This window comes from Flagellimonas hymeniacidonis, from assembly GCF_008040165.1.
GTDB lineage: Bacteria > Bacteroidota > Bacteroidia > Flavobacteriales > Flavobacteriaceae > Flagellimonas > Flagellimonas hymeniacidonis.
The window spans coordinates 1,693,365-1,716,825 of sequence record NZ_VRUR01000002.1 but is presented as its reverse complement, the minus strand read 5'-3'; the positions used below and the strand labels follow the sequence as shown (position 1 = coordinate 1,716,825).

Sequence of the window (23,461 nt, the reverse complement as noted above, 5' to 3'; positions counted from 1 at the left end):
ATTGTTTAAAACCAGATAAAATTGAAAGATGAAGACGGTAATTTTAATGCGACATGGAAAATCCTCGTGGGATTATGATGTTTCCGATAAGGATAGACCATTAAAAGAAAGAGGTATCAACGATGCCCATATGGTTGGCAAAACATTTATGAAGAATGGTATTCAAATCGATTTTGCATATTCAAGCCCGGCAAATAGAGCATTGCATACCAGTATGATTTTTCTGAGAAATATTGGATTCAATTTGAATGACTTTCAAGTGACTGAGGAGCTTTATGATTTTTCAGGACAAGATGTAAAGCGCTTTATTCAAAACTTGGACAACAAATTAGATACCGTAGCACTTTTTGGGCACAATTATGCGTACACAAACCTTGCAAATGCTTTGGGAGATCAGTATATTGAAAACGTTCCAACATCTGGACTTGTACAGATTGAATTTGATGTATCCGAATGGTCTAAAGTTTCAAAGGGAACCACACAACAGCTAATTTTTCCAAAACATCTAAAGCAATAAATGATTAAAATAAAAAACGAGTACGTTAACAGAGAAATCAGTTGGTTGCACTTTAACGCAAGAGTTCTTCAAGAAAGTGCCGACAAAAGAGTACCGCTTATTGACCGACTTAGATTCTTGGGTATTTTCAGTAATAATCTCGATGAATTTTTTAAAGTAAGATATGCTACGGTAAAGCGTATTGTTGATGCAGGAAAAAAAGGAAAAAGTGTTTTGGGCGGCGAAAAGGCGAAAGATTTGTTGGAAGAAATCACAAAAATTGTGATTGCACAACAGGCAGGCAGTCTTGAAATTTTAAGCAGTATTGAAGAAGAATTAAAGGCAGAGAATATTTTCATTATTGATGAAAATGAAATCAGTGAAAACCAAGCCGAATTTGTAAGGGAATATTTCTTTAAAATGGTGAATCAGGAGTTGATGACGATCATTTTAAATGATCTCACGGAATTTCCATTATTGAAGGATACAGCAGCTTACCTCGCAGTAAAAATGGTCATGACCAACGATGAAAACGCAGGTGCCAATGGCCGAAATAGGTATGCATTAATAGAAATTCCCAAAGGAATTGATCGCTTTATCGTGCTTCCTAAAGAAGGCGAAAAAAACTACATCATTATTCTTGATGATCTAATTAGGTTTTGTTTGGATAGTGTATTTACCATGTTCGAATTTGAGTCTATTACTGCCCACATGATAAAAATTACTCGTGATGCGGAGCTAGATATTGATAATGATCTGACGAAAAGTTTTATTGAGAAAATTTCTTCAAGTGTTGAGCATAGAAAAATAAGCGATCCAGTTCGTTTTGTTTATGACAAAGGTATTGACAAGGACACCCTTCAATTCTTAAAGGAAAAAATGAATATTGTTGATACGGATAGTGTTATCCCCGGAGGTAGGTACCATAACCGCCGTGATTATATGGGTTTTCCAAGTTTAGGAAGACAGGATTTAATGTACGAGAAGATTGAAGCACTTCCCATCAAAGGTTTAAGTATGGAAGGGAGTCTTTTAGAGAAAATAGCTCAAAAGGATCACTTAATTTATACACCTTACCACACATTTGCTTACGTCACCAAGTTTTTAAGAGAAGCAGCCTTAGACCCAAAAGTACGTTCCATAAAAATTACGGTATACCGTCTTGCCAGTGCTAGTCAAATAGCTTCGGCTTTGATTAATGCTGTTAAAAATGGTAAACAGGTAACCGTCCAAATAGAGCTGCAAGCCCGTTTTGATGAACAGGCCAACATTGAATATGCCAATCAACTGCAAGCAGAAGGCATCAACCTGATTTTTGGTGTACCTGGGCTAAAAGTACATAGCAAAATTTGCTTAGTAGATCGCGAAGAAGCCGAAGGAATGAAGAGGTATGGTTTTGTAAGTACTGGAAACTTTAACGAGTCCACAGCCAAAATTTACACGGACTATACTTTGTTTACTGCTCACGATGGAATCCTAAAAGAAATGGACAAAGTCTTCGAGTTTTTTGAAACCAACTATAAAATAAACAAATACAAGCACCTTATCGTTTCTCCGCATTATACAAAATCTACATTCATCAAATTAATTGATAATGAGATTGAAAATGCCCAGGCGGGCAAAGAAGCGTATATAAAAATCAAGATGAATAGTTTTACATCATATAAAATGGTGGATAAGCTATATGAGGCGAGTAGGGCAGGAGTAAAAATTCAGCTAATTATTAGAGGTATTTGTTGCCTTGTGCCAGGGGTGCAGGGAATGAGCGAGAACATCGAGGCCATTAGTATAGTTGATAAGTTTTTAGAGCATCCGAGGTTGTTTATTTTTGGGAATGGAGGTGATACCAAAATTTATATCTCATCGGCAGATTGGATGACAAGAAATCTCGATTTTAGAGTTGAAGTTGGGTGCCCTATATACGATTCGGATATCAAACAAGAACTACTGGATACTTTTGATATTTCTTGGCGTGATAACCAGAAGGCTAGGGTTTTTTCTGAAAAACAGGATAATGCCTACAGAGAAAAGGATGCAAATGAGACAGCTATTAGATCTCAGTTTGAACTTTATGAGTACTATCAAAGGAAGCTAGAATCTTAAAATTTCCAAGTTGAAAATACGAAAGTACGCTGCTATAGACATTGGATCCAACGCAGTTAGGTTATTGGTAAACAATGTGATAGAACAAGAAGACAAAGCCGCATCTTTTAAAAAAAGCGCATTGATTCGTGTTCCAGTGCGTTTAGGAGAAGATTCATTTACTAAGGGAGCGATTTCAGAAGAAAATTTACAACGCTTGATCAAAACCATGCAATCGTTTGATCTTTTAATGCAAGTTTATGGGGTTGAAAAGTATATGGCATGCGCCACATCTGCCCTAAGAGAGGCGAAAAATGGCAAAGAAGTTGTAGAAAAAGTTCGAAACGCAACAGGTGTAGGCATTGAAATTATCGATGGCAAACAAGAAGCTTCGATTATTGCATCGACAGATTTGAAGGAATTAATTAAAAACGATAGATCATACCTGTATGTTGATGTAGGTGGAGGAAGCACTGAATTTACGGTTTTTAAACAAGGTGAATTGTTAGCTTCAAAATCATTTAAAATAGGTACGCTACGTATTTTGAACAATCTTGTGGACGAAGCTGTTTGGAATGCGGTTCAGCAATGGATAACATCTCAATTTAACGAGAATAATAAGGTTGAGATCATAGGCTCCGGAGGGAACATTAACAAACTTCATAAAATGTCCGGGAGGAAAATAGGACAGCCTCTATCTTTTATTTGGCTGAATGCGCAGTATCATTTTTTAAATAGCATGGGATATGATGATAGAATTTCAGAATTGGGACTCAATCAAGATAGAGCTGATGTGATCATACCAGCTGCAAAAATATTTTTATCAGCTTCCAAATGGAGTGGAGCTAAGAAAATCCATGTCCCAAAAATTGGGTTGGCCGATGGGATGATTAAAACTCTTTATTACCAGTAATTTGGATTTAACCGTGCATGGTTTCCTTTTTTCCGAGTTTTTGCATTAATCCTGCTTCGTAATCCAACAACTGCTGCCATTTTTCATCAACAATTTCGCGATCACCATATGTACGGGCAAATTTCAGAAACATGGTATAATGATTTGCTTCGCTAACCATAAGGCTTCGGTAAAAATCAGCTAGTTCTTTATCGTTCATTTCTTCGGAAAGTAGTCTGAAACGTTCACAACTTCTTGCCTCGATTAGTGCAGCGTATAATAATTTATGTACCAAGTGCGTAGTGCGGCTACCTCCTTTGGGGAAGAATTTCATCAGCTCGATGACATATTCATCTTTGCGCTCACGACCTAACACCCAACCTCTTTTTAAGATTTTATCGTGCACCATATTAAAATGGCCCATTTCCTCTCTTGCCAGAGCGGTCATCTCTTTGACCAATTCAGATTTTTCAGGAAAACCAATGATGAGGGATATGGCCATACTGGCCGCTTTTTGCTCACAGTAGGCGTGATCTGTCAAGATTTCTTCAATATTCTTTTCTACGATATTCACCCATCTGGGATCAGTTGGTAATTTTAGCCCTAACATCATTTTTATCTATTACATTTTACTGGATAAAGATAAAAGTATTCCATTTAATGAATAGCTATGGAATTTTTAAGATTGGGTTTTTTATGTATAGATTTGAATCATGACGCTATTTTTTAAAGTTCTGGGAGTACTATTTTCTATATTATTTACATGGTCAGCCATATTACAATACAATGACCCTGACCCAATACAATGGATAGTATATTATGGAGCGGCTGCAATGGCTTCGATTTTGTTCGTTTTTAACAGATTAAAGCTTATATGGGCTTTGTTATTGTTCTTTTTCTTTTTATTTAAAATGTATTGGACATGGCCAGATAAATTTGAAGGAGTGTCCATTGGGGAAGGAGATATTAATAATATAGAAAGAGGAAGAGAAGCCCTGGGACTTGGAATTTCTGCTTTTGCAATGCTTATTTACGGGTGTAGACTTTGGTACTGCAAAAAATTAAAAATCTAAATCAAATTCCTTGCGAAGCTTCTCCAGTGCAGGATTTTTTTCTACTAGTTTCTGATACTTTTCTTCTGGTGTGAATGCAAATTTTTTCGCTACCAATTCATTAACAGTGATATGGAGGGTAATGGAATAATTATTCAATTGTTCTTTTAGATAGTCCAGCATAAGGCTTTGTTCCCTTTCCACCTCTTTTTTCATGGTACTATTGGGTAATTCAATCCAAATGACATGGTCATTTTTTAGCTTTGGCACGTCTGTTTGGAGGTTACTCGCCAATATTTTTCGCCCCTTATCCTCTAAGTGCTGCACAAAATCATTCCAGTGACCTTGCATGTCTTCTTCTGTAAAGGATTCTTTGGGTAGTTTTTCTTGGGCAACGGCGGGCACCTTTATATTTTCATGGGCTTTCTTCGCTTTTATGCTAGACAGCGATAGTCCTGAGACTCTTTTTTCAGGTGCCTTGATTTGAATTTTTTTGATTGGTTCAGGAACTATAGTTTGCTCAATCTGAGCAGGTATCTTTTCTGCCGGTGCTGGTATTTCTTGTTTTTCAGCAGGCGTTGCAGGAACAACTTCAGTTTTGAATGATTCACTATCATTCGTTTTGGAAGCAAAGAAGGAAGCTGGAATTATGAAGTCAGGCTTTTTTTTTTCTCCATCAAAAGTGATAGAGGCCAATTTCATCAAAGTAAGTTCAACAAGTAGGCGTTGATTTTTACTTGTTTTGTATTTTAAATCGCAATCATTGGCTTTTTCAAGGGCTTCCAGTAAAAATGGTTTTGTAGCTTTCTGTGCCTGTTCCTGATAATGTTGCTTTACATCTTCTCCTACTTCCAATAATGCAAGCGTTTCGGGATGTTGGCAGACTATTAAGTCTCTAAAATGCGATGCCAATCCTGTGATAAAATGATGTCCATCAAACCCTAAGGACAATGTTTTATTGAAAAGAACCAATACTTCGGGAATGTTGTTTGCCAAGATTAAATCGGTAGTAGAAAAGTAAGTATCATAATCTAACACATTCAAGTTCTCCGTAACGGCTTTTCTGGTCAGTTGTTTTCCAGAGAAACTAACTACTCTATCAAAGATAGAAAGGGCATCCCGCATAGCTCCATCAGCTTTTTGAGCTATAATATGTAAAGCACTTTCTTCTGCTTCAATACCTTGCTGTTCGGCTATATATTTTAAATATTCTGCGGCATCTTTTACTGTAATGCGCTTAAAATCAAAAATTTGACAACGGGAAAGAATGGTTGGAATTATTTTATGCTTTTCCGTAGTAGCCAAGATAAAAATGGCATGCTTTGGAGGCTCTTCCAAAGTTTTTAAAAAGGCATTGAAAGCCGATTGCGAGAGCATATGTACCTCGTCAATAATATACACCTTGTACTTTCCAACCTGCGGGGGAATACGAACTTGATCTATAAGGCTTCTAATATCATCTACAGAATTATTGGATGCCGCATCCAACTCAAAAATATTGAATGCAAAATCTTCATCTTCCAACTCGGTTCCATCTTGGTTGATTTGTTTAGCCAAAATTCTAGCACAGGTGGTCTTTCCAACACCTCTTGGACCGCAAAACAAAAGAGCTTGCGCCAAGTGATTATGATCAATGGCATTGAGCAAGGTATTGGTAATAGAAGCTTGTCCCACAACATCTTTAAAGGTTTGCGGACGATACTTTCTGGCTGATACTACAAAGGGTTCCAAATCAGGAAAAATTTTGCATTAGTACAAATATAAAAATTGGAATCTGCAATGCCGCTTAAGCTTTGCAGAGTACGCTTTTTTTTATTAACAATTACTTTACCTTTGCCGCCAGCAGGCCATCTTATCGCTGTAATTCTGAGCAATTGGGATTAAAGAGGAAAGTCCGGACACCATAGTGCAGCATAGCGGGTAACACCCGTCCGTTGAAAGACGAGGACCAGTGCAACAGAAAGCAAGTACAGTTAGGCTGTAGTGAAATCAGGTAAACTCTATGCGGTGAAACGTCATGTAAACCAATGTTTGAGGGCTGCACGCCCAAATTGGAGGGTAGGCGGTTGGAGCCTTAGAGCAATTTAAGGCCTAGATAAATGATAAGGCTAGACAGAATCCGGCTTATGGCCTGCTTTTTTTTCAAAAAAACTGAAGACACTTCCTCCATATTTGCGATTCTCAGAGAAATATGGATTCTCAGAAAGGTCAGTTTGATCAGAGTGTTCAATAACCAAAAGACCATCTTCCAAGAGCAAATCCCTATCAAATACAAGAGCTATAATATTTGAAAACAGCTCATCTTTAAAGTTATAGGGCGGATCTGCAAAAATGATATTCGCTTTTTCTCTGGTTCGTTCTAAATATTTGAAGACGTCCGATTTTATGGCTGTAATGGGAAAATTCAGCTCACGAGCAATTTTGGAAATGTATTGCACGCATCCAGCATAACTATCCACTGCTATAATCTCATGGGAATCTCTTGAGCCAAACTCGAAGCTTATGTTTCCCGTTCCGGCGAATAGGTCCAGTACTTTTAATTCATCAAAGTATAATCTGTTATTTAAAATATTAAAAAGGCCTTCTTTCGCCATATCGGTGGTAGGCCTTACTGGAAGTTTTTTTGGTGCCGTAAGTCTTCTGCCTTTGTGCTTTCCAGAGATAATTCGCATTACAAAGCACTTAACACTGTAAAATCAATCGCCTTATTCTCCAATTCTTCAATCGGATAAGATGAATTGGAGGGTGCAAAAACGGAAATATGTTTTATATAGCGGTAGCATAACTCATATATCGCGTCTCCCTCTTCAACAAGTCCAAAGAGCTTTAATTGTACGTTTTCCAAATTAAGTTGTAATTGCTCCAGACTAAAAAGCAAGTAATAAAGGAAGTCTTCTTTGGTATTGTATTCAAAATGGTTGTAAAAAAGTAGTTTTTTTTCTGAAAAGACTACAACTTCCATTTCTTTTTCGGCTACTTGTACATAACAGATAGGCTCTTGTGAGGTCTTACTTTGTCCTAATAATGTTGAAACCATAATCGTTCCGTTGTGCTTAAATTCAAACTCACCAAATAAATCAAAAATGTAATTGTTGACATTGGTGAAAGGAATGTAAACATTGACCATTTCTTGATTAGGTATTTCGTCATACACAATATGGTCGTTAGCCATAATTTTGGCATTGAATTTCAGGTAGTTCGGAAGTTCCTCCTTATTAAAAAGAACTTTTGGGACCAAACTAAAAAGGCTGTTTTTATGTATGACCACCACCTCTGAAAACTCCTTGTTCGATATTTCATGATTATTGAGAAGTTTTTTCAGCTCCTTAAGAACTAAATAAGGCGTAGAGGTAATTTTGAAAACTATTTTTTCAAAAGTCAATATTTTGTTGGAGATGGTATCCAACACACAAAAAGAAAGTCCATTCAAGCCAACTTGAATGGACAATTTTTTGAAAGTAGAATTATCTGTATTTGAATCTTCTGTATTAATTCTTCTTTTTTCTGTCATAAATTGGTGGCCAATTTCCATTTGAACTTACATCTGTAAGAGAGCCCACTTTAATTTCCGTTCCATTGACTTCTTCCACACTTTGATGTGCATTCTCTCTTGCCAACAAGTCTGCTGGTTGATCAAATAGGACAACATTCTTTTTAACCTTAGCTTCAAAAACAGGGGCTTTATATCCCTGCTTATCAATAATAGCAGCCTTCATTTCAAATTTTTCACCTCCTTGTGCTAGAGGTACATTCATCATTGTTTTATAACGATCATCATTTTTAAACAAAGAATCCTTTACTTTAACAAAGCCCAAGGTGTCTATTATAATGGTATCTTTTTGAAGTTCTATCCCATATGTCTTATCAAATCGCATAAAAGAAGAATCTCTTTGCTGCGTAATGGTATAACTTCCAGTATCCACAAATTTAATTAAGCTTGGAAAGTTGCCTGCAAACTGTCCATTAACAGTTTTGTAAGCTTCTTGCGAATCTCTTATGTCTTTAAGCTTATCAATTACCTGAGTAAATCTCTCTTTTCTGGTTTTGTTAAATTCAATGGGTGCATTGATGGATTGGTAAATTTTGTATCCTAAGAAAATACTTAAAAGCCCAAAAACAATGACAAGAACTGGCTTTATCTTTTGTGGTAAATATCTATCAATTAAGAATACAAGGCCTAGGGTCAATAGGCATATAACTAAAACGATGAGAATTAAGTTTAACATACTAATATTGTCTTTCTGAGTTAATTTAGCGGTTACAGACAAATCTACAATTTTTTTTTAATCACGAAACTTTTTGCTTTAAAAATCCATGCTATCTTTAGAACCCTATGAATGAGCCCACGCCTACTGGATTTTTAGAGATCCTAACCGATAAATTCCCCCACGACCCTACACTAAAACAAACCCTTGCCCTGAAAAAAATATCCAGTTTTCTGTTGGAGGGTAAAAGTGAGGAGGTTTTTCTGTTAAAAGGGTTTGCCGGTACGGGAAAGACCACAATTGTCGGAACCATAGTAAATAATCTATGGAGGATTAAAAGAAGCGCCGTGCTGATGGCTCCTACGGGCAGGGCAGCCAAGGTAATGTCCGTTTATTCTGGTAACGCTGCGCTGACCATCCATAAAAAAATATATTACCCTAAAAAACAAACTGGGGGTGGTATTCAATTTGTTCTGGCCCCAAATAAGCATAGAAACACGCTTTTTATTGTAGATGAGGCATCCATGATTCCGGATACTCCGGCAGATTCCAAACTTTTTGAAAATGGATCATTGTTGGATGACCTTATGTTTTATGTGTATTCCGGACATAATTGTAAGCTGCTTTTGATTGGCGATACTGCACAACTCCCCCCTGTAAAGTTGGATTTAAGTCCGGCCTTGGAAGAAGAAAGGCTTTCATTGAATTATAATAAGGAAGTGGAATGTTTGGAACTGGATGAAGTGATGCGTCAAACCAGTGATTCTGGAATATTGTATAATGCTACAAATCTAAGGGAGCAATTGCAATCGCACTTTTTTGATGATTTTAAATTTGAAGTTAGCCCATTTAAAGACATTATAAGATTAATAGAAGGAACCGAGATTCAGGAAGCTATTGATAATTCTTACAATCAAAATGGAAAAGAAGAGACCGCTATTATAGTTCGTTCAAACAAACGCGCCAACTTATATAATCAAAATATACGGGAGCGAATCCTTTTTTTAGAGCATCAGATAGCGGTTGGAGATTATATGATGGTGGTGAAGAACAATTATTTTTGGCTTAGACCAAACTCAGAGGCAGGATTCATTGCCAACGGCGATATTATAGAGATTCTTGAACTATTTTCTATAAAGGAACTGTACGGATTCTCATTTGCTGAGGTAAAGGTAAAAATGGTGGATTATCCAAACCAACGGCCTTTTGAAACAGTTCTTTTGTTGGATACGATAAGTGCCGAAACCCCATCATTGCCTTATGAAGAAGGTAACAGGCTGTACCAAGAGGTTTCCAAGGATTATGCACACGAAAAATCGAAGTACAAAAAGTTTTTAGGAGTGAAGAACAATAAGTATTTCAACGCACTTCAAGTAAAGTTCTCTTATGCCATTACCTGTCATAAATCGCAGGGGGGACAATGGAATACCGTTTTTGTTGAACAACCTTACTTGCCTAATGGGGTGGATAAGGATTATTTACGCTGGTTATACACAGCGGTCACTAGGGCCAAACAAAATCTATTTCTCATAGGATTTAAGGATGATTTTTTTCTTGACTAGGAATACGCTATTTTAGACATCACCATGGGTATGGCACCAGAAACAATAATAAGTATTTTTTTAGGCATAGGCTTAGCTGCTTCTGTTGGGTTTAGAGTATTTCTACCTCTTTTCGCTTTAAGCTTGGCAGCCTATCTTGATATTTGGCAGCTTAACGAAAGTTGGCAATGGATAGGAAGTCTTGCAGCTTTAGTCACCTTAGGGGTGGCCACTTTTATCGAAATTTTCGCTTATTTCATACCCTGGGTAGATAATGCATTGGATAGTATAGCGGTGCCATTAGCTGCTATTGCTGGTACCGCTGTAATGGTATCCACAGTCGCCAATTTAGACCCGGTTGTAACCTGGTCTTTGGCAATAATAGCAGGAGGAGGCACAGCCACAGCAATAAAAGGTGCCAATGCCGCGGGTAGGTTAACCTCTACAGCAACTACCGGCGGAATTGCAAATCCGGTAGTATCAACCATTGAAACTGGGACTGCCGTAGCCGTATCAACAGCCTCAATATTAGTACCCCCAATAGCCGCCATTTTGGTTATTATAATTTTGTTTATCATTTTTAGAATTTACCGTAAGTTGCGGCCCAAAAAATAATTTCATCAAGCTATAATCCTTTAAAGTGAAAATCATTTCCATGATACCGGCGAGATACCAAGCCTCAAGATTTCCTGCAAAATTAATGCAGGACCTAGGTGGAAAACCAGTTATTGTAAGAACGTATGAAGCAGCAGTACAAACAGGTTTGTTTGATGAGGTTTATGTGGTAACGGATAGCGATATCATTTTTGATACAATTTCTGGGATAGATGGTCGAACTATAATGAGCAAAAAGACTCATGAAAGCGGTAGCGATAGAATTGCGGAGGCTGTGGAGGAAATGGATGTTGATATTGTAATTAATGTGCAAGGAGATGAACCCTTTATAGACAAGGAAAGCCTAACAAAGGTCATAGAGGTTTTCAAGAATGATGAAAAGAAAGAAATTGATTTAGCTTCTTTAATGACGCCAATTACTGATTGGGATGAAATTTCAAACCCCAATACCGTAAAGGTGATTGTTGACAATCAGGATTTTGCACTGTATTTTTCTCGATCTCCAATTCCGTATCCAAGAGACCAGCAAGTAGATGCCAAGTATTATAAACATAAAGGCATCTATGCTTTTAGAAAAAGAGCCCTTTTAGATTTTCAAAGATTGCCCATGTTGCCTTTGGAAGCCAAAGAAAAAATAGAAGCCATTCGGTTTTTGGAATACGGCAAGAAAATTAAAATGGTGGAAACACATGTCACCGGTATTGAGATAGACACTCCCGAAGATTTAGAACGCGCCAAAAAAGCATGGAAATAGATTTCAAAAACATAAAAGTAATAGGTTTTGATGCCGATGATACCCTTTGGGTAAATGAAACCTATTTTAGGGAAACGGAAGAACGTTTTGCTGAATTGTTGGAAGGCTATGAGACCAAAAATAAGGTGGATCAAGAGCTATTTAAAATGGAGATGGAAAATCTGGAGCTTTATGGATATGGAGTAAAAGGATTTATGCTTTCTATGATAGAGTCGGCACTGGATTTATCAAACAATAAAATCCCACAAGAAACTATTTCTGAAATTTTAAACCTTGGAAAAAAGATGATTTCACATCCTGTGGAACTATTGGATGGAGTAGAAGAGGTGTTGAGCAGGCTGGAAAATAAATACAGATTAATTGTACTCACCAAAGGCGACTTACTAGATCAAGAAAGAAAACTGGAAAAATCAGGAATTTCTAGGTATTTTCATCATGTGGAGGTGCTCAGTGATAAAAAAGAAAGCAATTATAGTAACTTATTGGAGCATTTAGAGATAAATGTTGATGAGTTTCTAATGATAGGCAATTCATTGAAATCTGATGTATTGCCAATATTAAATATTGGGGCAAAGGCAGTGCATGTACCATTTCATACAACATGGGCACATGAGATGGTTACTGATTCAGAGCAAGTGAACAATCATTTGAAATTGAACAGTCTAAAGGATATTTTAAAGTATTTGGACAACTAGTGAATACAGAAAACAATTTGAGGAATAAAGAAACAACAACAAGCAAAAAGACTTCGTACCGTAATTTCCCCATGGTGCCAAGAGTTATTTTTGGGCAGGGTAGCTTTGATCAGTTGGGCGAGATTTTATTGCCCAAACGCAGAAATTCTGATGCACCCTTTATTTTTTTGGTAGACGATTTTTTCGAAAATCGGGAGTTTGCCCAGCGAATACCATTAATGTTTAATGATGAGCTCATTTTTGTTTCAGCTGAAGAAGAACCTAAAACAGAGCAGGTAGATATCTTGGTATCTAGAATAAAGGAAAGATATGAAGAGCAACCCTCTGGAATAGTGGGCATAGGTGGAGGAACACTATTAGACTTGGCCAAGGCCGTTGCCATACTTCTTAATAATAATGGACTTGCCCAAGAGTATCAAGGGTGGGATTTGGTGAGCAAGCCATCTCTATACCATGTTGGTATCCCTACCATTAGCGGAACAGGAGCAGAAGTTTCTAGAACCACCGTTTTATTAGGTCCAGAGAAAAAATTGGGAATTAATTCGGACTATACCACATACGATCAGGTAGTGTTGGATCCAGATTTAACCAAAACGGTACCCAAAGAACAATGGTTTTATACAGGAATGGACTGTTTTATCCATTGCATTGAGTCATTGAATGGAACCTATTTAAATGCCTTTAGTGAAAGTTATGGAGAGAAAGCCCTTGAGCTTTGCAAAGATGTTTTTTTAGAAGATATCCCAGAAGATGAGTCGAGAGATAAATTAATGATGGCCTCATGGCATGGCGGTATGAGCATTGCCTACTCTCAAGTGGGAATTGCACATGCAATGAGTTATGGACTTTCTTATTTACTGGGAATAAAGCACGGTATAGGAAACTGTCTGGTTTTTCAACATCTAGATGAGTTTTATCCAAAAGGTGTTGAGCTCTTTCAAAAAATGCTGGAGAAACATAAGATTGACCTTCCAAAAGAAGTTTGTGCTCATCTCACCCAAAATGATTTTGATATCTTGGTGAATGTTGCTTTAGGTATGGAAGCACTTTGGGAAAATGCGTTGGGCAAGGAATGGAAAAAAATCATGACCCCAGAGAGGTTACAAGCCATATATCAGAAAATTTAAATGCTACTTCATTTTTCTGAAGTAAAACTATATTGTGATCATGCACAAGCTATCCAAGTTTTTATATTTTAAAATTTTAGGTTGGAAGCTTGTCGGGTCATTTCCAGAAGTGAAGGAATGTGTGGTCATTGTAGTCCCTCATACACATTGGGTGGATTTTTTTCTAGGACTGTTGATTCGAAAGGTAATCGATATAGAAATCAATTATATTGGTAAAAAAAGCCTTTTTAAACCACCTTTTGGTTGGTTTTTTAGATGGACAGGAGGCGCGCCTATTGATCGTAGTAAAAATTCTAATACCGTGGAAAGTGTGGTCAATATTTTTAGAGAAAGGGAGGTGTTCAGATTTGCCTTGGCTCCAGAAGGTACCCGCAAAAAAGTAACGGAATTAAAGACCGGCTTTTACCATATAGCAGTAATGGCCCAAGTTCCCATTGTTATGGTCGCTTTTGACTTTGGAAAAAAACAGATTAAAATTTCAAAGGAAATGCATCCAACCGGTGATAGGGAAGAGGACTTTAAAAAAATCCACAAATTTTTTAAAGGCGTTCAAGGTAAAATCCCAGAATATAGCTTCTAGATTTTATTCAAGATTTTTGGCTTGGGTTTCTCCTTTTTTTGTGTATTCCCTGGAAATACCATGTTGGTACTTGAATAAGAGCTACCAAAAGTAACGGCTGCAGAATAGACTTGATGTATAGCATCTACAACCTGATGATCCGAAAGTTCCATTAACGGATGTGTGAAAACGGACCAGATAATCTCATCGCTCAACGCATATTTAACATCTAATGCGGAATGAAAGTTGGCCACAAAGGCATTCAAAAGCTCTTCTTTACCAATTTCTTCTCGTTTTACAATAGGGGAGATAATACGCATTCTATTGGCATTCTCGTCATAAATACAAAACAGCATCGTCTCTTTCAATAAAAAGCGTATAGAATTTCCACTTGCGCTAACCGTATCGGCTTCTTGCTCTATAATTTCAAGAAGTTTGGCAGATGTCATTTCTTGGGCACTTAAAGTGAGAATGCTTAGAAAAAGAAAAATACTAGAGAAAATACTTCGCATGGTGGTAGCGTTTGTTATTTTGTCGACATACCATAGCTTACTTTACAAAGAATTACTCTTGCATGGTGTGATATACGTTCTGTACATCGTCATCCTCCTCAATTTTTTCCAATAATTTCTCCACATCGGTAACCTGTTCCTCATTAAGTTCTTTGGTAACTTGGGGAATGCGTTCAAAACCAGAAGATAAAATTTCAATTTCACGAGATTCCAATTCCTTTTGGATAGAGCCAAAACTTTCAAAAGGGGCATAGATCAATATGCCATCTTCATCAACAAAAACTTCCTCAGCTCCAAAATCAATCATTTCCAACTCAAGCTCTTCGGGGTCTATTCCATCTGCTGGAATACGGAAATTGCAGGTGTGGTCGAACATAAATTCCACAGAACCTGATGTTCCTAAACTTCCGTTACATTTATTAAAATAACTTCTAATGTTTGCTACGGTACGGGTATTATTATCAGTTGCAGTTTCTACAAGTATGGCAATGCCATGTGGTGCATACCCTTCAAACAGAACTTCTTTATAATCCCCATGGTTTTTATCTGATGCCCTTTTAATAGCTCGTTCAATATTATCCTTGGGCATATTGACCGATTTCGCATTTTGAATTACCGCACGAAGTCTGGAATTGGAATCTGGATCAGGGCCGCCCTCTTTAACTGCCATTACAATGTCCTTGCCAATTCTAGTAAATGCTTTGGACATGGCCGCCCAACGCTTCATTTTTCGTGCTTTCCTAAATTCAAATGCTCTTCCCATTGAATATGTTATGATTATGAATAAGGGGCAAATTTAGCAAAAAAAGACCCCTGGTCAAATGTGTTTTTAGAGCCTAGAATTATTTGTTGCCTACAATACGTTCAATGCTTTGGGCAAGATCAAAATCATTTTGGGTAATACCACCAACATCATGGGTATTAAGTCTTATCGTTAAGTTATTGTAGACATTTTCCCAATTGGGATGGTGATTTTGTTTTTCGCACTCAAAAGCAATATGCGTCATAACAGCGAAGGTTTCTGTAAAATCTTGAAATGTATATGATTTTGAAATCATGCCATTTGCATAGCTCCATCCATTCAAATGCTTTAAAGATGCTTCAATTTGCTCTAGACTTAACTTTTCCATGTGTTATGATTTTTTCTAAAGTTAGCGGAAAATTGCAAAAGACAACACTCAAAATATCATTCTACGGTAATATGATGGTCTATAATATCTTGATAAGAAACCCTAAGGTTTTTTGGAAGTTTATTGTCTTTCGGTAATGCGGCTAAATAGCGGTCTTCATTGGTGGTAAAAACTCTTTTAAGGAGTGGATGAAAGTTACCTATTCGTTTGATGATCTCTTTTACAAATTCTTCATGTTGAATTAAATCAGAGCTTCCCAAATGATAAATCCCTGTTTTATCCCTGTTTATTAGGTAGTGGATTTGCTGGGTAAGTCTATCGTCATTAGTGACATTGATAATTAGATTGGGAAATACCTCAATAGGTTCATTATTTTCCAAATGATTCTTAATGTCCTTAACTCTGGGTGAATTATTCCCAAAAACCATTGGAATTCTTAAAATAGCGGTCTTATTTTTGGGCAACCGCATCATCATATTTTCTATTTTGATTTTTAGCCTGCCATAAACACTTTCCGAAAGTGTTTTATCCGTTTCGTAGGACGGAAATTTACTGTAAGCATCAAAAACATTGGCAGAAGAAATAAAATACAGCTTGCACTTATGTTGATTAAGATATTCCATCAAATGCTGATGCGCCTGTATTTGAGCTCCAAAATTTCCGCGCAAAGCAGAAATAATAAAATCAGGATTCACTTTTTCCAGTACTTGGAAAATATCGTCCTCCTCTAAATCGTACTTATAAAACTGCTGATTCTGTGAAAATATGCGATTAGAGCAATAGGTGCCATAGGTATCAAAATAGGAACAGAGTTCCTTGTAGATAGCATTGCCTATAAAACCACTTCCTCCAAGTATGAGTATCTTTTTTTTATCCAAATATTAAAAGATTGACAACCCCGTTTCGGTTGTAAGTTTTTCCAAGGCCAGCATTCCCAGCTTGGAGTTTCCTTTTTTGTTTAAACCAGGAGACCAGGTAGCCACACAGAACTGGTTTGGCAATAAGGCTACAATACCTCCTCCAACACCACTTTTGCCAGGCAAGCCCACTTCAAATGCGAATTCACCTGCCTCATCATAAAAACCGCAGGTAAGCATGATAGCATTTATTCGTTTTACTTGTGATAGTTTCAGGTAATTATTGTTTTTAAGACAAGTGCCCCTGTTCATGAAAATGTAAAACACCTTAACCAATTGTTCACAAGACATGCTAAGGGAGCAAGAATAGAAGTAAAAATCTAAAACGGTCTCTACATCATTCTTTAGGTTTTTGAAGGATTTTATTAAATAGGCCGCTGCATAATTTCTAAACCCAGTCTTTTTTTCTGATAATGCAACTTGCTCATCAAAACGTATGGTAGCGTCACCAGAAATGTTCTGGACATATGCCAAAAATTCTGATTTTGGGTCTTTTAATATGGAAATCAGGATATCACAAACAACAATGGCTCCGGCATTTATAAGCGGATTTCTTGGAATGCCATTTTCCATTTCCAAGAGGGATAAATGGTTAAAAGGATCCCCTGAAGGTTCTACATCAACACGTTTCCAAAGATCATCGCCAATATGTGAAAATGCCATAGCCAATAGCAACACTTTGGAAATACTTTGAATGGAAAACTGTTCGCTGGAATCCCCCGCATTGAATATGTTCCCTTGCTTGTCCAATATGGATATGCCAAATTTATTGGGGTCTATGCTGGAAAGTTCCGGAATATAGTTTGCTACTTGACCTTTATCAGCTTGCTGCCCAGCTTCCTTAACAATGCTATCTATTATAGGCTGATAATGCTGCATTAGGCTTTATAGAATGGGAGTTTTACAATGGTAGCTGGAATCTGGTTTTTTCTTACCTGGATTTGTATTTTGCTGTCTATTTTGGAATTTTCTATTGAAACATAGCCCAATCCAATTCCCTTTGAAAGGGAAGGGGACATGGTTCCTGATGTTACTTTGCCAATTTCATTTCCATCTGCATCTAAAATAGGATATCCACTTCTTGGAATCCCTCTCTCTTCCAATTGAAAAGCAACCAATTTCCGTTTTACGCCTTCTTCTTTTTCTTTTGCCAAAGCTTCACTGTTCACAAAATCCTTGGTGAATTTGGTGATCCATCCCAATCCTGCTTCAAAGGGAGAGGTAGTATCATCAATATCATTGCCATAAAGGCAATATCCCATTTCCAGACGGAGGGTATCACGGGCGGCAAGTCCAATGGGTTTGGCTCCGGCTTCTATTACTTTATCCCAAATTTGTTGTACCTCGGAATTTTTACAATAGATTTCAAACCCTCCTGAACCGGTATATCCAGTGGCGGAAATAATTGCATGCTCAATTCCTGCGAAATCACCTACCACAAAATTGTAAAACTTAATGGACGAAAGATCAATTGAAGATAGCGACTGCATTGCTTCAACTGCCTTGGGGCCTTGTATGGCCAACAGGGAATAGTCATCAGAAATATTTCGCATTTCCGCTCCTACGGATTCATTGTATTTTGAAATGTGATTCCAATCTTTGTCAATATTGGAAGCGTTGACTACTAGCAGATAGGTTTCTTCTTTGATTTGATACACGATGAGGTCATCAACAATACCTCCAGTTTCGTTAGGAAAACAACTGTATTGTGCTTTGCCAATACTAAGTTTTGAAGCGTCATTTGAAGTAACTTTTTGAATAAGTTCCAATGCCTTTGGACCTTCAATTAAGAATTCTCCCATATGGGAAACATCAAAAACACCGACAGCATTTCTCACTGTTTCGTGTTCTATATTGACACCTTCGTAGGAAACAGGCATATTGTAGCCTGCAAAAGGAACCATTTTTGCACCCAAAGCTACATGGGTATCATTTAATGCAATGTTCTTCATGACTTCAATTTTATGGGGATAAATGTATTGAATTCACTTAAAATGAATCTTTATCTCCATAAATATTTTAAACAAACTTTTGTTAATTGAAATCTAGAATCGGTTAACTATCCAGTAAATAGGATTTTAGCCCCTCGTAAGTATTTATTTTAATTGATTTTTTCTCTTTCCCCATCACCTTTTGTATTTGTGGAGGTAATTCTGGGGACAAGCCCAAAGTATCCTCTACAACATCTAAAAACTTTACAGGATGGGCAGTTTCAAGGAAAATACCGTAGGTATCTGAATTTGATTTTTGATATTTTTTTAAGCCTAGATAGCCTACTGCACCGTGGGGATCTGTCACATAACCAGATTCTGAATGAATAGCTTTCATTGCGGCTCGTGTGGTGTCATCAGCAAAAGAAAAAGAAGAAAGATTTTCTTTAAGCTTTGCAAAGTTATCTTGATACAGATGCCTGATTCTTATAAAATTACTTGGATCGCCAACATCCATAGCGTTTGAAATTGTGGCTACAGAAGGTATAGGATTGTAAGTGCCATTTTCCATAAACTTTGGGACTACTGCATTGGCATTGGTTGCTGCTATAAAGTGCTTTACCGGCATACCCAGCTTTTGAGCTACCATTCCAGCGCAGATATTACCAAAATTGCCTGATGGAACAGAGAATATAATTTCTTTTCCTTTAGTTTTTGTCTGTTTATAGGCAAATAAAAAGTAGAATAATTGAGGTAACCATCTAGCTATATTAATACTATTTGCAGATGTCAGCTTTTTTTGATTAGTAATATCAGTATCAAGGAAAGCAGTTTTCACCATGCTTTGGCAATCATCAAAGGTGCCATTGACTTCTATGGCAACAATGTTCTGCCCCAAAGTGGTCAATTGTTTTTCTTGAATGTCGCTTACCTTACCGCTGGGATAAAGAATGACCACGTTCACACCATCAACCCCTAAAAAACCATTGGCCACTGCACCTCCAGTATCTCCTGAGGTGGCTACCAGCACAGTAACTTCAGTATGTTCACCTCTTGAAAAATAGCCTAAACAATTGGCCATAAATCGAGCGCCCACATCTTTGAATGCCATGGTTGGACCATGAAAAAGTTCAAGCGTGGCAACATTTTCTTCTAGTTCCACTACTGGAAAATCGAAGTCCAATACATTCTCAATAATTTCCTTGAGAACTGCATCAGGAATATCATCAGAAACAAATTGATGAATGGCCTTAAAGGCTATCTCGTGGTTAGAAAATGATTCAATGTTGTTGAAAAAAGCATCAGCAAGCGGGCTTATACGTTCAGGAAAGTATAATCCTTTGTCGGGCGCTATTCCCGCAATAACTGCTTCCCTAAATGAAGCCTGGTTGTTAGCGTTGTTTAAACTGTAAAAGTTCATGGATTTATGCTATTCTTTTTACTCCTTCAGTGTTTACTTTGGACACATGGATATCAAATGGAAGACCGATAGAACTATAGGTGGCTTTCATGGATTCAGCAACTCTTTCAGCAATATCTCTACCCTTACTCAATGCAAAAATTGATGGCCCCGACCCTGAAATCCCACATCCCAAAGCACCTGCTTCGATGGCATTTGTTTTAATGGCATCAAACCCAGGGATTAAGATCGACCTTATTGGTTCAACAATATGATCTTGTAAGGAGCGTCCAATCAATTCATAATCAGTTTTGAAAAGCCCAGCGATGAGTCCACCAACATTGCCCCATTGTTGTATCCCTTTTTCTAAGGTAATATTGGTTTTTAATATTTTCCTGGAATCGGAGGTTTTAATTTCTATTTGAGGGTGAATTACGGTGGCAAAAAGCTCACTCGGAGTAGGTATAGGAACGATATCCAAAGGAGCGTAGCTCCTAACCAAAGTAAAACCACCATAAATAGCTGGTGCCACATTATCTGCATGAGCTACATCACTTGCTAATTTCTCTCCTTGCATTGCAAATTGCACCAATTCCAGATTGGAAAAAGGTTTTCCTAAGAGCTCATTCATGGCCCATACTGCACCTGCAGAACTAGCAGCACTACTTCCGATACCACTACCGGGTTTAATTTTTTTATTGATTTCAATCAAGAACCCTCCTTGATAATCACTTTTCTCAAGAAAAGCCAAACCCGCTACTCCAGAAACATTTTTTGTAGTTTCAAGAGGTAAATCCTGACCTATAATTTTGGTGATGCTAATCCCTTTTTCATTTGTTTTACGGACCGTCATCTCATCACCAACTGAATCCAAAGCAAGCCCTAAAACATCAAACCCACAAGAAACATTGGCTATGGTTGCAGGACAAAAAACCTTTATTTCTTCCATAATTTAGAAGTTTCCAATTCTAATTATATCCGCAAAGATACCGGAAGCAGTTACTTCTGCTCCAGCACCTGCCCCTTTTATAATCATGGGCTGATTTGGATAGCGTTCTGTATAGAAAAGTACGATATTATCACTTCCCTCCAGATTGTAAAAATCATGTCCTTTAGGTATTTGCTGAAGGCCAACCTTGGCTTTTCCATTTTCAAATTGCGCTACATATTTGAGTTTGCTTTCTACATCATTTGCATTTTTATAGAGTTCCTGAAAGGAGCTCTCATGTTTTTTCAGAGAAGCGAAAAAGGAATCATTGGAATTTGTTTCCAGACTTTCCTTTGGAAGGAAAGCATCATTTTCAATTTGTTGTATATCTAATTGATGACCACTTTCACGAGTTAGGATAAGAATTTTACGCATCACATCAATACCACTTAGGTCTATGGTAGGGTCAGGTTCAGTATATCCTTCTTCTTGTGCTTGCTTCACAATATCATGAAAGGTAACGGTATCATTAAAGTTGTTAAAAACAAAGTTTAAACTCCCAGATAGCACTGCCTGTATCTTGTTTATTTTATCTCCAGAGGCAATAAGATGCTTTAAGGTGTCGATGATTGGAAGTCCAGCGCCCACATTGGTTTCAAATAAAAATGGAGCATTGTATTTCTTGGCCAATTGTTTAAGCTCTTTATAATACTCATAATCTGAAGAGCAGGCAATTTTGTTGCATGTAACCACAGAAATACTGTTTTTAAGATACTTTGTATAACTTTCTGCAACTGCTTCACTGGCTGTATTGTCTACAAAGACACTGTTCCGATAATTCAGTGCATTAACAGTATTAAAGAACACCTCCTTATCAGCTTTTTCACCATTGGCCAATTCAGTTTCCCAATCTGACAATGAAATTCCATTTTCATTAAAAGTCATGGTTCTTGAATTGCTTATTCCGATTACTCTTACGTTTAGTTTAAGCTCTTCCTTTAAATATTTTGTTTGCTTGCCAATTTGATTAAGGAATTTTGACCCAACATTCCCAACGCCCATTACAAACAGATTGAGTTGCTTGATGTTCTCTTCAAAAAACTCTTCGTGTAATGAATTCAGTGCTTTTTTAACATCAGTCTTTTTAATTACAGCAGAAATATTTCTTTCAGATGCGCCTTGAGCAATGGCCCTGATGTTTACATTGTTTTTCCCCAATGTACTGAACATCTTACCGCTCAATCCTTGGTGACTTTTCATATTATCGCCAACCAAAGCCACTATGGTGAGGTCTTTTTCTACAATAATAGGTTTAATCTTTCTGCTTTCTATTTCATAGGCAAAAGCTTCATTTAAAGCATTCACTGCGCTATCAACATCATCATCGGAAATGCCAACACAGATAGAATGTTCAGAAGATGCCTGCGTAATAAGAACGACACTGATGCCTTCTAAAGAAAGCGTTTCAAAAAAGCGTTTAGAAATTCCTGGAATTCCAATCATACCAGGCCCTTCCAGCGATAGCAGGCTTATATTGCCTACATGGCTGATACCCCTTACGGTTTTCCCCTGTTTGTTGTTGTTCTTGGTTATTAGCGTTCCAGGGTCTTCTGGTTTAAAGGTGTTTTTGATAACAATGGGAATCTCTTTGTTCAATACTGGTTGAATGGTAGGAGGGTATAATACCTTGGCTCCAAAATGAGAGAGCTCCATTGCTTCTTCGTAGCTAATATGGGAAACGCATTTTGCTTGCTTTACCAATTTTGGATTTGCGGTATACATACCACTTACATCGGTCCAAATTTCAAGGATTTCAGCTCCAACCGCGGCTGCAATAATAGCAGCAGTATAATCAGAACCACCTCTTCCCAGCGTTGTAGAATCACCATTGCTACTTGCTGCTACAAACCCTGGAAGTATATTAATTTGATACGTATTGGTTTTAAAATAATCTTGACAATTCTTATTTGTGACTTTAAAATTCACATTGGCCTTCCCATAAGTTTCATCAGTGGTAATTAAAGCACGACTATCTTTAAAAACGGCATCGAGTCTTTCAGATTTAAAAAATTCACTTATAATGAATGATGAGAGCAACTCTCCATAGCTCACTATTTTATCGGATAGTTTTGGTGTAAGCTCTCCAATTAAAAAAGCCCCTTCCAGTAAGGTCTCAAGAACATTTAAATCACTTTTTACCTTACTCAAAACAGTACTTTGTATTTGTACTGGAATAAGGTCTTTGACAACTGCAATATGTTTGTTCTCAATTTCGGTCAAGACCTCTTTGTATGCTAAGTTTTGGTTTGAGGCAAGTTGGGATGTTTGGAGTAACAAGTCCGTAATCCCTCCAAATGCAGATACCACTAAGGCTATTTTTTTGTCATTTTCCTTTTGAACTATGGCTTTAACGCGATTTATGTTTTCTGGATTGGCGACTGAAGTACCACCAAATTTTAAGACTTTCATGATTAAATTGTGTTGTAAGAAATTGAAATAGATTTAAAGACGGACGGAAATAAAGTACAGATTACCCCAAAGGGGTTGTAGTAACAATAGTGAAGATAGATGAAGAAGAATTCATCATAGAAAAATTATTACCTGTTTCTTTAAATTGCATAATACA

General features: G+C 37.2%; 23 protein-coding genes, 1 other RNA gene and 1 pseudogene. 11 read left to right on the top strand and 14 right to left on the bottom strand.

What is annotated here, in order from left to right:
• The first annotated feature begins 28 nt into the window (after positions 1-28).
• From FVB32_RS16625 to FVB32_RS16615, 3 genes are read left to right on the top strand one after another with little or no spacing between them, the layout of a single operon-like run.
• Positions 29-517: a SixA phosphatase family protein gene (locus FVB32_RS16625; RefSeq protein ID WP_147744947.1), complete on the top strand. Its 489-nt coding sequence runs from the start codon at positions 29-31 to the stop codon at positions 515-517.
• The gene (gene ppk1, locus FVB32_RS16620) at positions 518-2,599 is read left to right on the top strand and encodes a polyphosphate kinase 1 (RefSeq protein WP_147744946.1); all 2,082 of its coding nucleotides are present in this window, start codon (positions 518-520) and stop codon (positions 2,597-2,599) included.
• Positions 2,600-2,609: 10 nt separating this feature from the next.
• Complete coding sequence (locus tag FVB32_RS16615) at positions 2,610-3,491, top strand: Ppx/GppA phosphatase family protein (protein WP_147744945.1); 882 nt, start codon at positions 2,610-2,612, stop codon at positions 3,489-3,491.
• A 7-nt stretch (positions 3,492-3,498) separates the two neighbouring features.
• On the opposite strand, the gene miaE is transcribed toward FVB32_RS16615, so the two are convergent.
• Complete coding sequence (gene miaE / locus FVB32_RS16610; RefSeq protein ID WP_147745091.1) at positions 3,499-4,080, bottom strand: tRNA-(ms[2]io[6]A)-hydroxylase; 582 nt, start codon at positions 4,078-4,080, stop codon at positions 3,499-3,501.
• A gap of 103 nt (positions 4,081-4,183) precedes the next feature.
• Between miaE and FVB32_RS16605 the strand changes: the two genes are divergently transcribed.
• Positions 4,184-4,543: a transmembrane 220 family protein gene (locus FVB32_RS16605; RefSeq protein ID WP_147744944.1), complete on the top strand. Its 360-nt coding sequence runs from the start codon at positions 4,184-4,186 to the stop codon at positions 4,541-4,543.
• Here FVB32_RS16605 and FVB32_RS16600 read toward each other — a convergent pair.
• On the bottom strand, positions 4,532-6,253 hold the full coding sequence (locus tag FVB32_RS16600; RefSeq protein ID WP_147744943.1) for a DNA polymerase III subunit gamma/tau: 1,722 nt from the start codon (positions 6,251-6,253) through the stop codon (positions 4,532-4,534). The two genes, FVB32_RS16605 and FVB32_RS16600, sit on opposite strands and share 12 nt — an antisense overlap.
• 108 nt (positions 6,254-6,361) lie before the next feature.
• On the opposite strand from FVB32_RS16600, the gene rnpB reads away from it, so the two are divergent.
• Positions 6,362-6,664, top strand: an RNA gene (gene rnpB, locus FVB32_RS16595) — RNase P RNA component class A.
• Here rnpB and FVB32_RS16590 read toward each other — a convergent pair.
• The 3 genes and pseudogenes from FVB32_RS16590 to FVB32_RS16580 all read right to left on the bottom strand — a co-directional run.
• Positions 6,661-7,194 (bottom strand): annotated as a pseudogene (locus FVB32_RS16590) (RsmD family RNA methyltransferase); the annotation flags it as partial. The gene rnpB and the pseudogene FVB32_RS16590 sit on opposite strands and share 4 nt — an antisense overlap.
• Entirely contained in the window at positions 7,194-8,033 is an 840-nt protein-coding gene (locus tag FVB32_RS16585) for a DUF3822 family protein (protein WP_147744942.1), read from the bottom strand. The gene FVB32_RS16585 and the pseudogene FVB32_RS16590, both read right to left, overlap by 1 nt.
• Positions 8,011-8,661 carry a hypothetical protein gene (locus tag FVB32_RS16580; protein WP_147745090.1) on the bottom strand — a complete coding sequence of 217 codons (651 nt, stop codon included), beginning with the start codon at positions 8,659-8,661 and terminating at the stop codon, positions 8,011-8,013. The genes FVB32_RS16585 and FVB32_RS16580 overlap by 23 nt, the downstream gene beginning before the upstream one ends.
• A 194-nt stretch (positions 8,662-8,855) precedes the next feature.
• Between FVB32_RS16580 and FVB32_RS16575 the strand changes: the two genes are divergently transcribed.
• The 6 genes from FVB32_RS16575 to FVB32_RS16550 all read left to right on the top strand — a co-directional run bounded on the left by FVB32_RS16575 (position 8,856) and on the right by FVB32_RS16550 (position 14,039).
• Complete coding sequence (locus FVB32_RS16575) at positions 8,856-10,289, top strand: ATP-dependent DNA helicase (protein ID WP_147744941.1); 1,434 nt, start codon at positions 8,856-8,858, stop codon at positions 10,287-10,289.
• Positions 10,290-10,319: 30 nt separating this feature from the next.
• On the top strand, positions 10,320-10,883 hold the full coding sequence (locus FVB32_RS16570) for a DUF4126 domain-containing protein (protein ID WP_147744940.1): 564 nt from the start codon (positions 10,320-10,322) through the stop codon (positions 10,881-10,883).
• Between the two features lie 40 nt (positions 10,884-10,923).
• The gene (kdsB, locus tag FVB32_RS16565) at positions 10,924-11,637 is read left to right on the top strand and encodes a 3-deoxy-manno-octulosonate cytidylyltransferase (RefSeq protein WP_187269609.1); all 714 of its coding nucleotides are present in this window, start codon (positions 10,924-10,926) and stop codon (positions 11,635-11,637) included.
• A complete protein-coding gene (locus tag FVB32_RS16560; RefSeq protein WP_147744938.1) occupies positions 11,628-12,332 on the top strand; it encodes an HAD family hydrolase in 705 nt (234 codons plus the stop codon). The genes kdsB and FVB32_RS16560 overlap by 10 nt, the downstream gene beginning before the upstream one ends.
• Positions 12,333-12,403: 71 nt before the next feature.
• Positions 12,404-13,459 (top strand): iron-containing alcohol dehydrogenase family protein, encoded by a 1,056-nt coding sequence (locus FVB32_RS16555; RefSeq protein ID WP_147745089.1) that lies wholly within the window; start codon positions 12,404-12,406, stop codon positions 13,457-13,459.
• 40 nt (positions 13,460-13,499) lie between these two features.
• Positions 13,500-14,039, top strand: a complete 540-nt coding sequence (locus tag FVB32_RS16550; protein WP_147744937.1) for a 1-acyl-sn-glycerol-3-phosphate acyltransferase — start codon at positions 13,500-13,502, stop codon at positions 14,037-14,039.
• Here FVB32_RS16550 and FVB32_RS16545 read toward each other — a convergent pair.
• The 9 genes from FVB32_RS16545 to thrA form a co-directional block, all read right to left on the bottom strand.
• Positions 14,036-14,530 (bottom strand): hypothetical protein, encoded by a 495-nt coding sequence (locus FVB32_RS16545; protein ID WP_147744936.1) that lies wholly within the window; start codon positions 14,528-14,530, stop codon positions 14,036-14,038. The two genes, FVB32_RS16550 and FVB32_RS16545, sit on opposite strands and share 4 nt — an antisense overlap.
• Positions 14,531-14,582: 52 nt before the next feature.
• On the bottom strand, positions 14,583-15,293 hold the full coding sequence (locus tag FVB32_RS16540) for a YebC/PmpR family DNA-binding transcriptional regulator (RefSeq protein ID WP_147744935.1): 711 nt from the start codon (positions 15,291-15,293) through the stop codon (positions 14,583-14,585).
• Between the two features lie 79 nt (positions 15,294-15,372).
• Complete coding sequence (locus tag FVB32_RS16535) at positions 15,373-15,660, bottom strand: 4a-hydroxytetrahydrobiopterin dehydratase (RefSeq protein WP_147744934.1); 288 nt, start codon at positions 15,658-15,660, stop codon at positions 15,373-15,375.
• A gap of 56 nt (positions 15,661-15,716) precedes the next feature.
• Entirely contained in the window at positions 15,717-16,538 is an 822-nt protein-coding gene (locus FVB32_RS16530; RefSeq protein WP_147744933.1) for a sugar nucleotide-binding protein, read from the bottom strand.
• Positions 16,539-16,541: 3 nt separating this feature from the next.
• Positions 16,542-17,456 carry a glutaminase gene (locus FVB32_RS16525; protein ID WP_147744932.1) on the bottom strand — a complete coding sequence of 305 codons (915 nt, stop codon included), beginning with the start codon at positions 17,454-17,456 and terminating at the stop codon, positions 16,542-16,544.
• A complete protein-coding gene (gene gcvT / locus FVB32_RS16520; protein ID WP_147744931.1) occupies positions 17,456-18,529 on the bottom strand; it encodes a glycine cleavage system aminomethyltransferase GcvT in 1,074 nt (357 codons plus the stop codon). The genes FVB32_RS16525 and gcvT overlap by 1 nt, the downstream gene beginning before the upstream one ends.
• 103 nt (positions 18,530-18,632) lie before the next feature.
• Positions 18,633-19,928, bottom strand: coding sequence for a threonine synthase (gene thrC, locus FVB32_RS16515; protein WP_147744930.1), 1,296 nt, complete (start codon positions 19,926-19,928; stop codon positions 18,633-18,635).
• A 4-nt stretch (positions 19,929-19,932) separates the two neighbouring features.
• A complete protein-coding gene (locus tag FVB32_RS16510) occupies positions 19,933-20,856 on the bottom strand; it encodes a homoserine kinase (RefSeq protein ID WP_147744929.1) in 924 nt (307 codons plus the stop codon).
• Between the two features lie 3 nt (positions 20,857-20,859).
• Complete coding sequence (thrA, locus tag FVB32_RS16505; protein WP_147744928.1) at positions 20,860-23,304, bottom strand: bifunctional aspartate kinase/homoserine dehydrogenase I; 2,445 nt, start codon at positions 23,302-23,304, stop codon at positions 20,860-20,862.
• Between the last annotated feature and the right edge of the window lie 157 nt (positions 23,305-23,461).

Excerpts from the sequence above, each read along its gene's own strand:
- FVB32_RS16535 (WP_147744934.1), bottom strand. The coding sequence starts at position 15,660 with ATGGAAAAGTTAAGTCTAGAGCAAATTGAAGCATCTTTAAAGCATTTG.
- miaE (WP_147745091.1), bottom strand. The coding sequence starts at position 4,080 with ATGTTAGGGCTAAAATTACCAACTGATCCCAGATGGGTGAATATCGTA.
- FVB32_RS16575 (WP_147744941.1), top strand. The coding sequence starts at position 8,856 with ATGAATGAGCCCACGCCTACTGGATTTTTAGAGATCCTAACCGATAAA.
- FVB32_RS16525 (WP_147744932.1), bottom strand. The coding sequence starts at position 17,456 with ATGCAGCATTATCAGCCTATAATAGATAGCATTGTTAAGGAAGCTGGG.
- thrA (WP_147744928.1), bottom strand. The coding sequence starts at position 23,304 with ATGAAAGTCTTAAAATTTGGTGGTACTTCAGTCGCCAATCCAGAAAAC.
- FVB32_RS16545 (WP_147744936.1), bottom strand. The coding sequence starts at position 14,530 with ATGCGAAGTATTTTCTCTAGTATTTTTCTTTTTCTAAGCATTCTCACT.
- FVB32_RS16560 (WP_147744938.1), top strand. The coding sequence starts at position 11,628 with ATGGAAATAGATTTCAAAAACATAAAAGTAATAGGTTTTGATGCCGAT.
- FVB32_RS16550 (WP_147744937.1), top strand. The coding sequence starts at position 13,500 with ATGCACAAGCTATCCAAGTTTTTATATTTTAAAATTTTAGGTTGGAAG.
- gcvT (WP_147744931.1), bottom strand. The coding sequence starts at position 18,529 with ATGAAGAACATTGCATTAAATGATACCCATGTAGCTTTGGGTGCAAAA.
- thrC (WP_147744930.1), bottom strand. The coding sequence starts at position 19,928 with ATGAACTTTTACAGTTTAAACAACGCTAACAACCAGGCTTCATTTAGG.
- FVB32_RS16540 (WP_147744935.1), bottom strand. The coding sequence starts at position 15,293 with ATGGGAAGAGCATTTGAATTTAGGAAAGCACGAAAAATGAAGCGTTGG.
- FVB32_RS16585 (WP_147744942.1), bottom strand. The coding sequence starts at position 8,033 with ATGACAGAAAAAAGAAGAATTAATACAGAAGATTCAAATACAGATAAT.
- FVB32_RS16555 (WP_147745089.1), top strand. The coding sequence starts at position 12,404 with ATGGTGCCAAGAGTTATTTTTGGGCAGGGTAGCTTTGATCAGTTGGGC.
- FVB32_RS16625 (WP_147744947.1), top strand. The coding sequence starts at position 29 with ATGAAGACGGTAATTTTAATGCGACATGGAAAATCCTCGTGGGATTAT.
- FVB32_RS16605 (WP_147744944.1), top strand. The coding sequence starts at position 4,184 with ATGACGCTATTTTTTAAAGTTCTGGGAGTACTATTTTCTATATTATTT.
- kdsB (WP_187269609.1), top strand. The coding sequence starts at position 10,924 with ATGATACCGGCGAGATACCAAGCCTCAAGATTTCCTGCAAAATTAATG.
- ppk1 (WP_147744946.1), top strand. The coding sequence starts at position 518 with ATGATTAAAATAAAAAACGAGTACGTTAACAGAGAAATCAGTTGGTTG.
- FVB32_RS16570 (WP_147744940.1), top strand. The coding sequence starts at position 10,320 with ATGGCACCAGAAACAATAATAAGTATTTTTTTAGGCATAGGCTTAGCT.
- FVB32_RS16510 (WP_147744929.1), bottom strand. The coding sequence starts at position 20,856 with ATGGAAGAAATAAAGGTTTTTTGTCCTGCAACCATAGCCAATGTTTCT.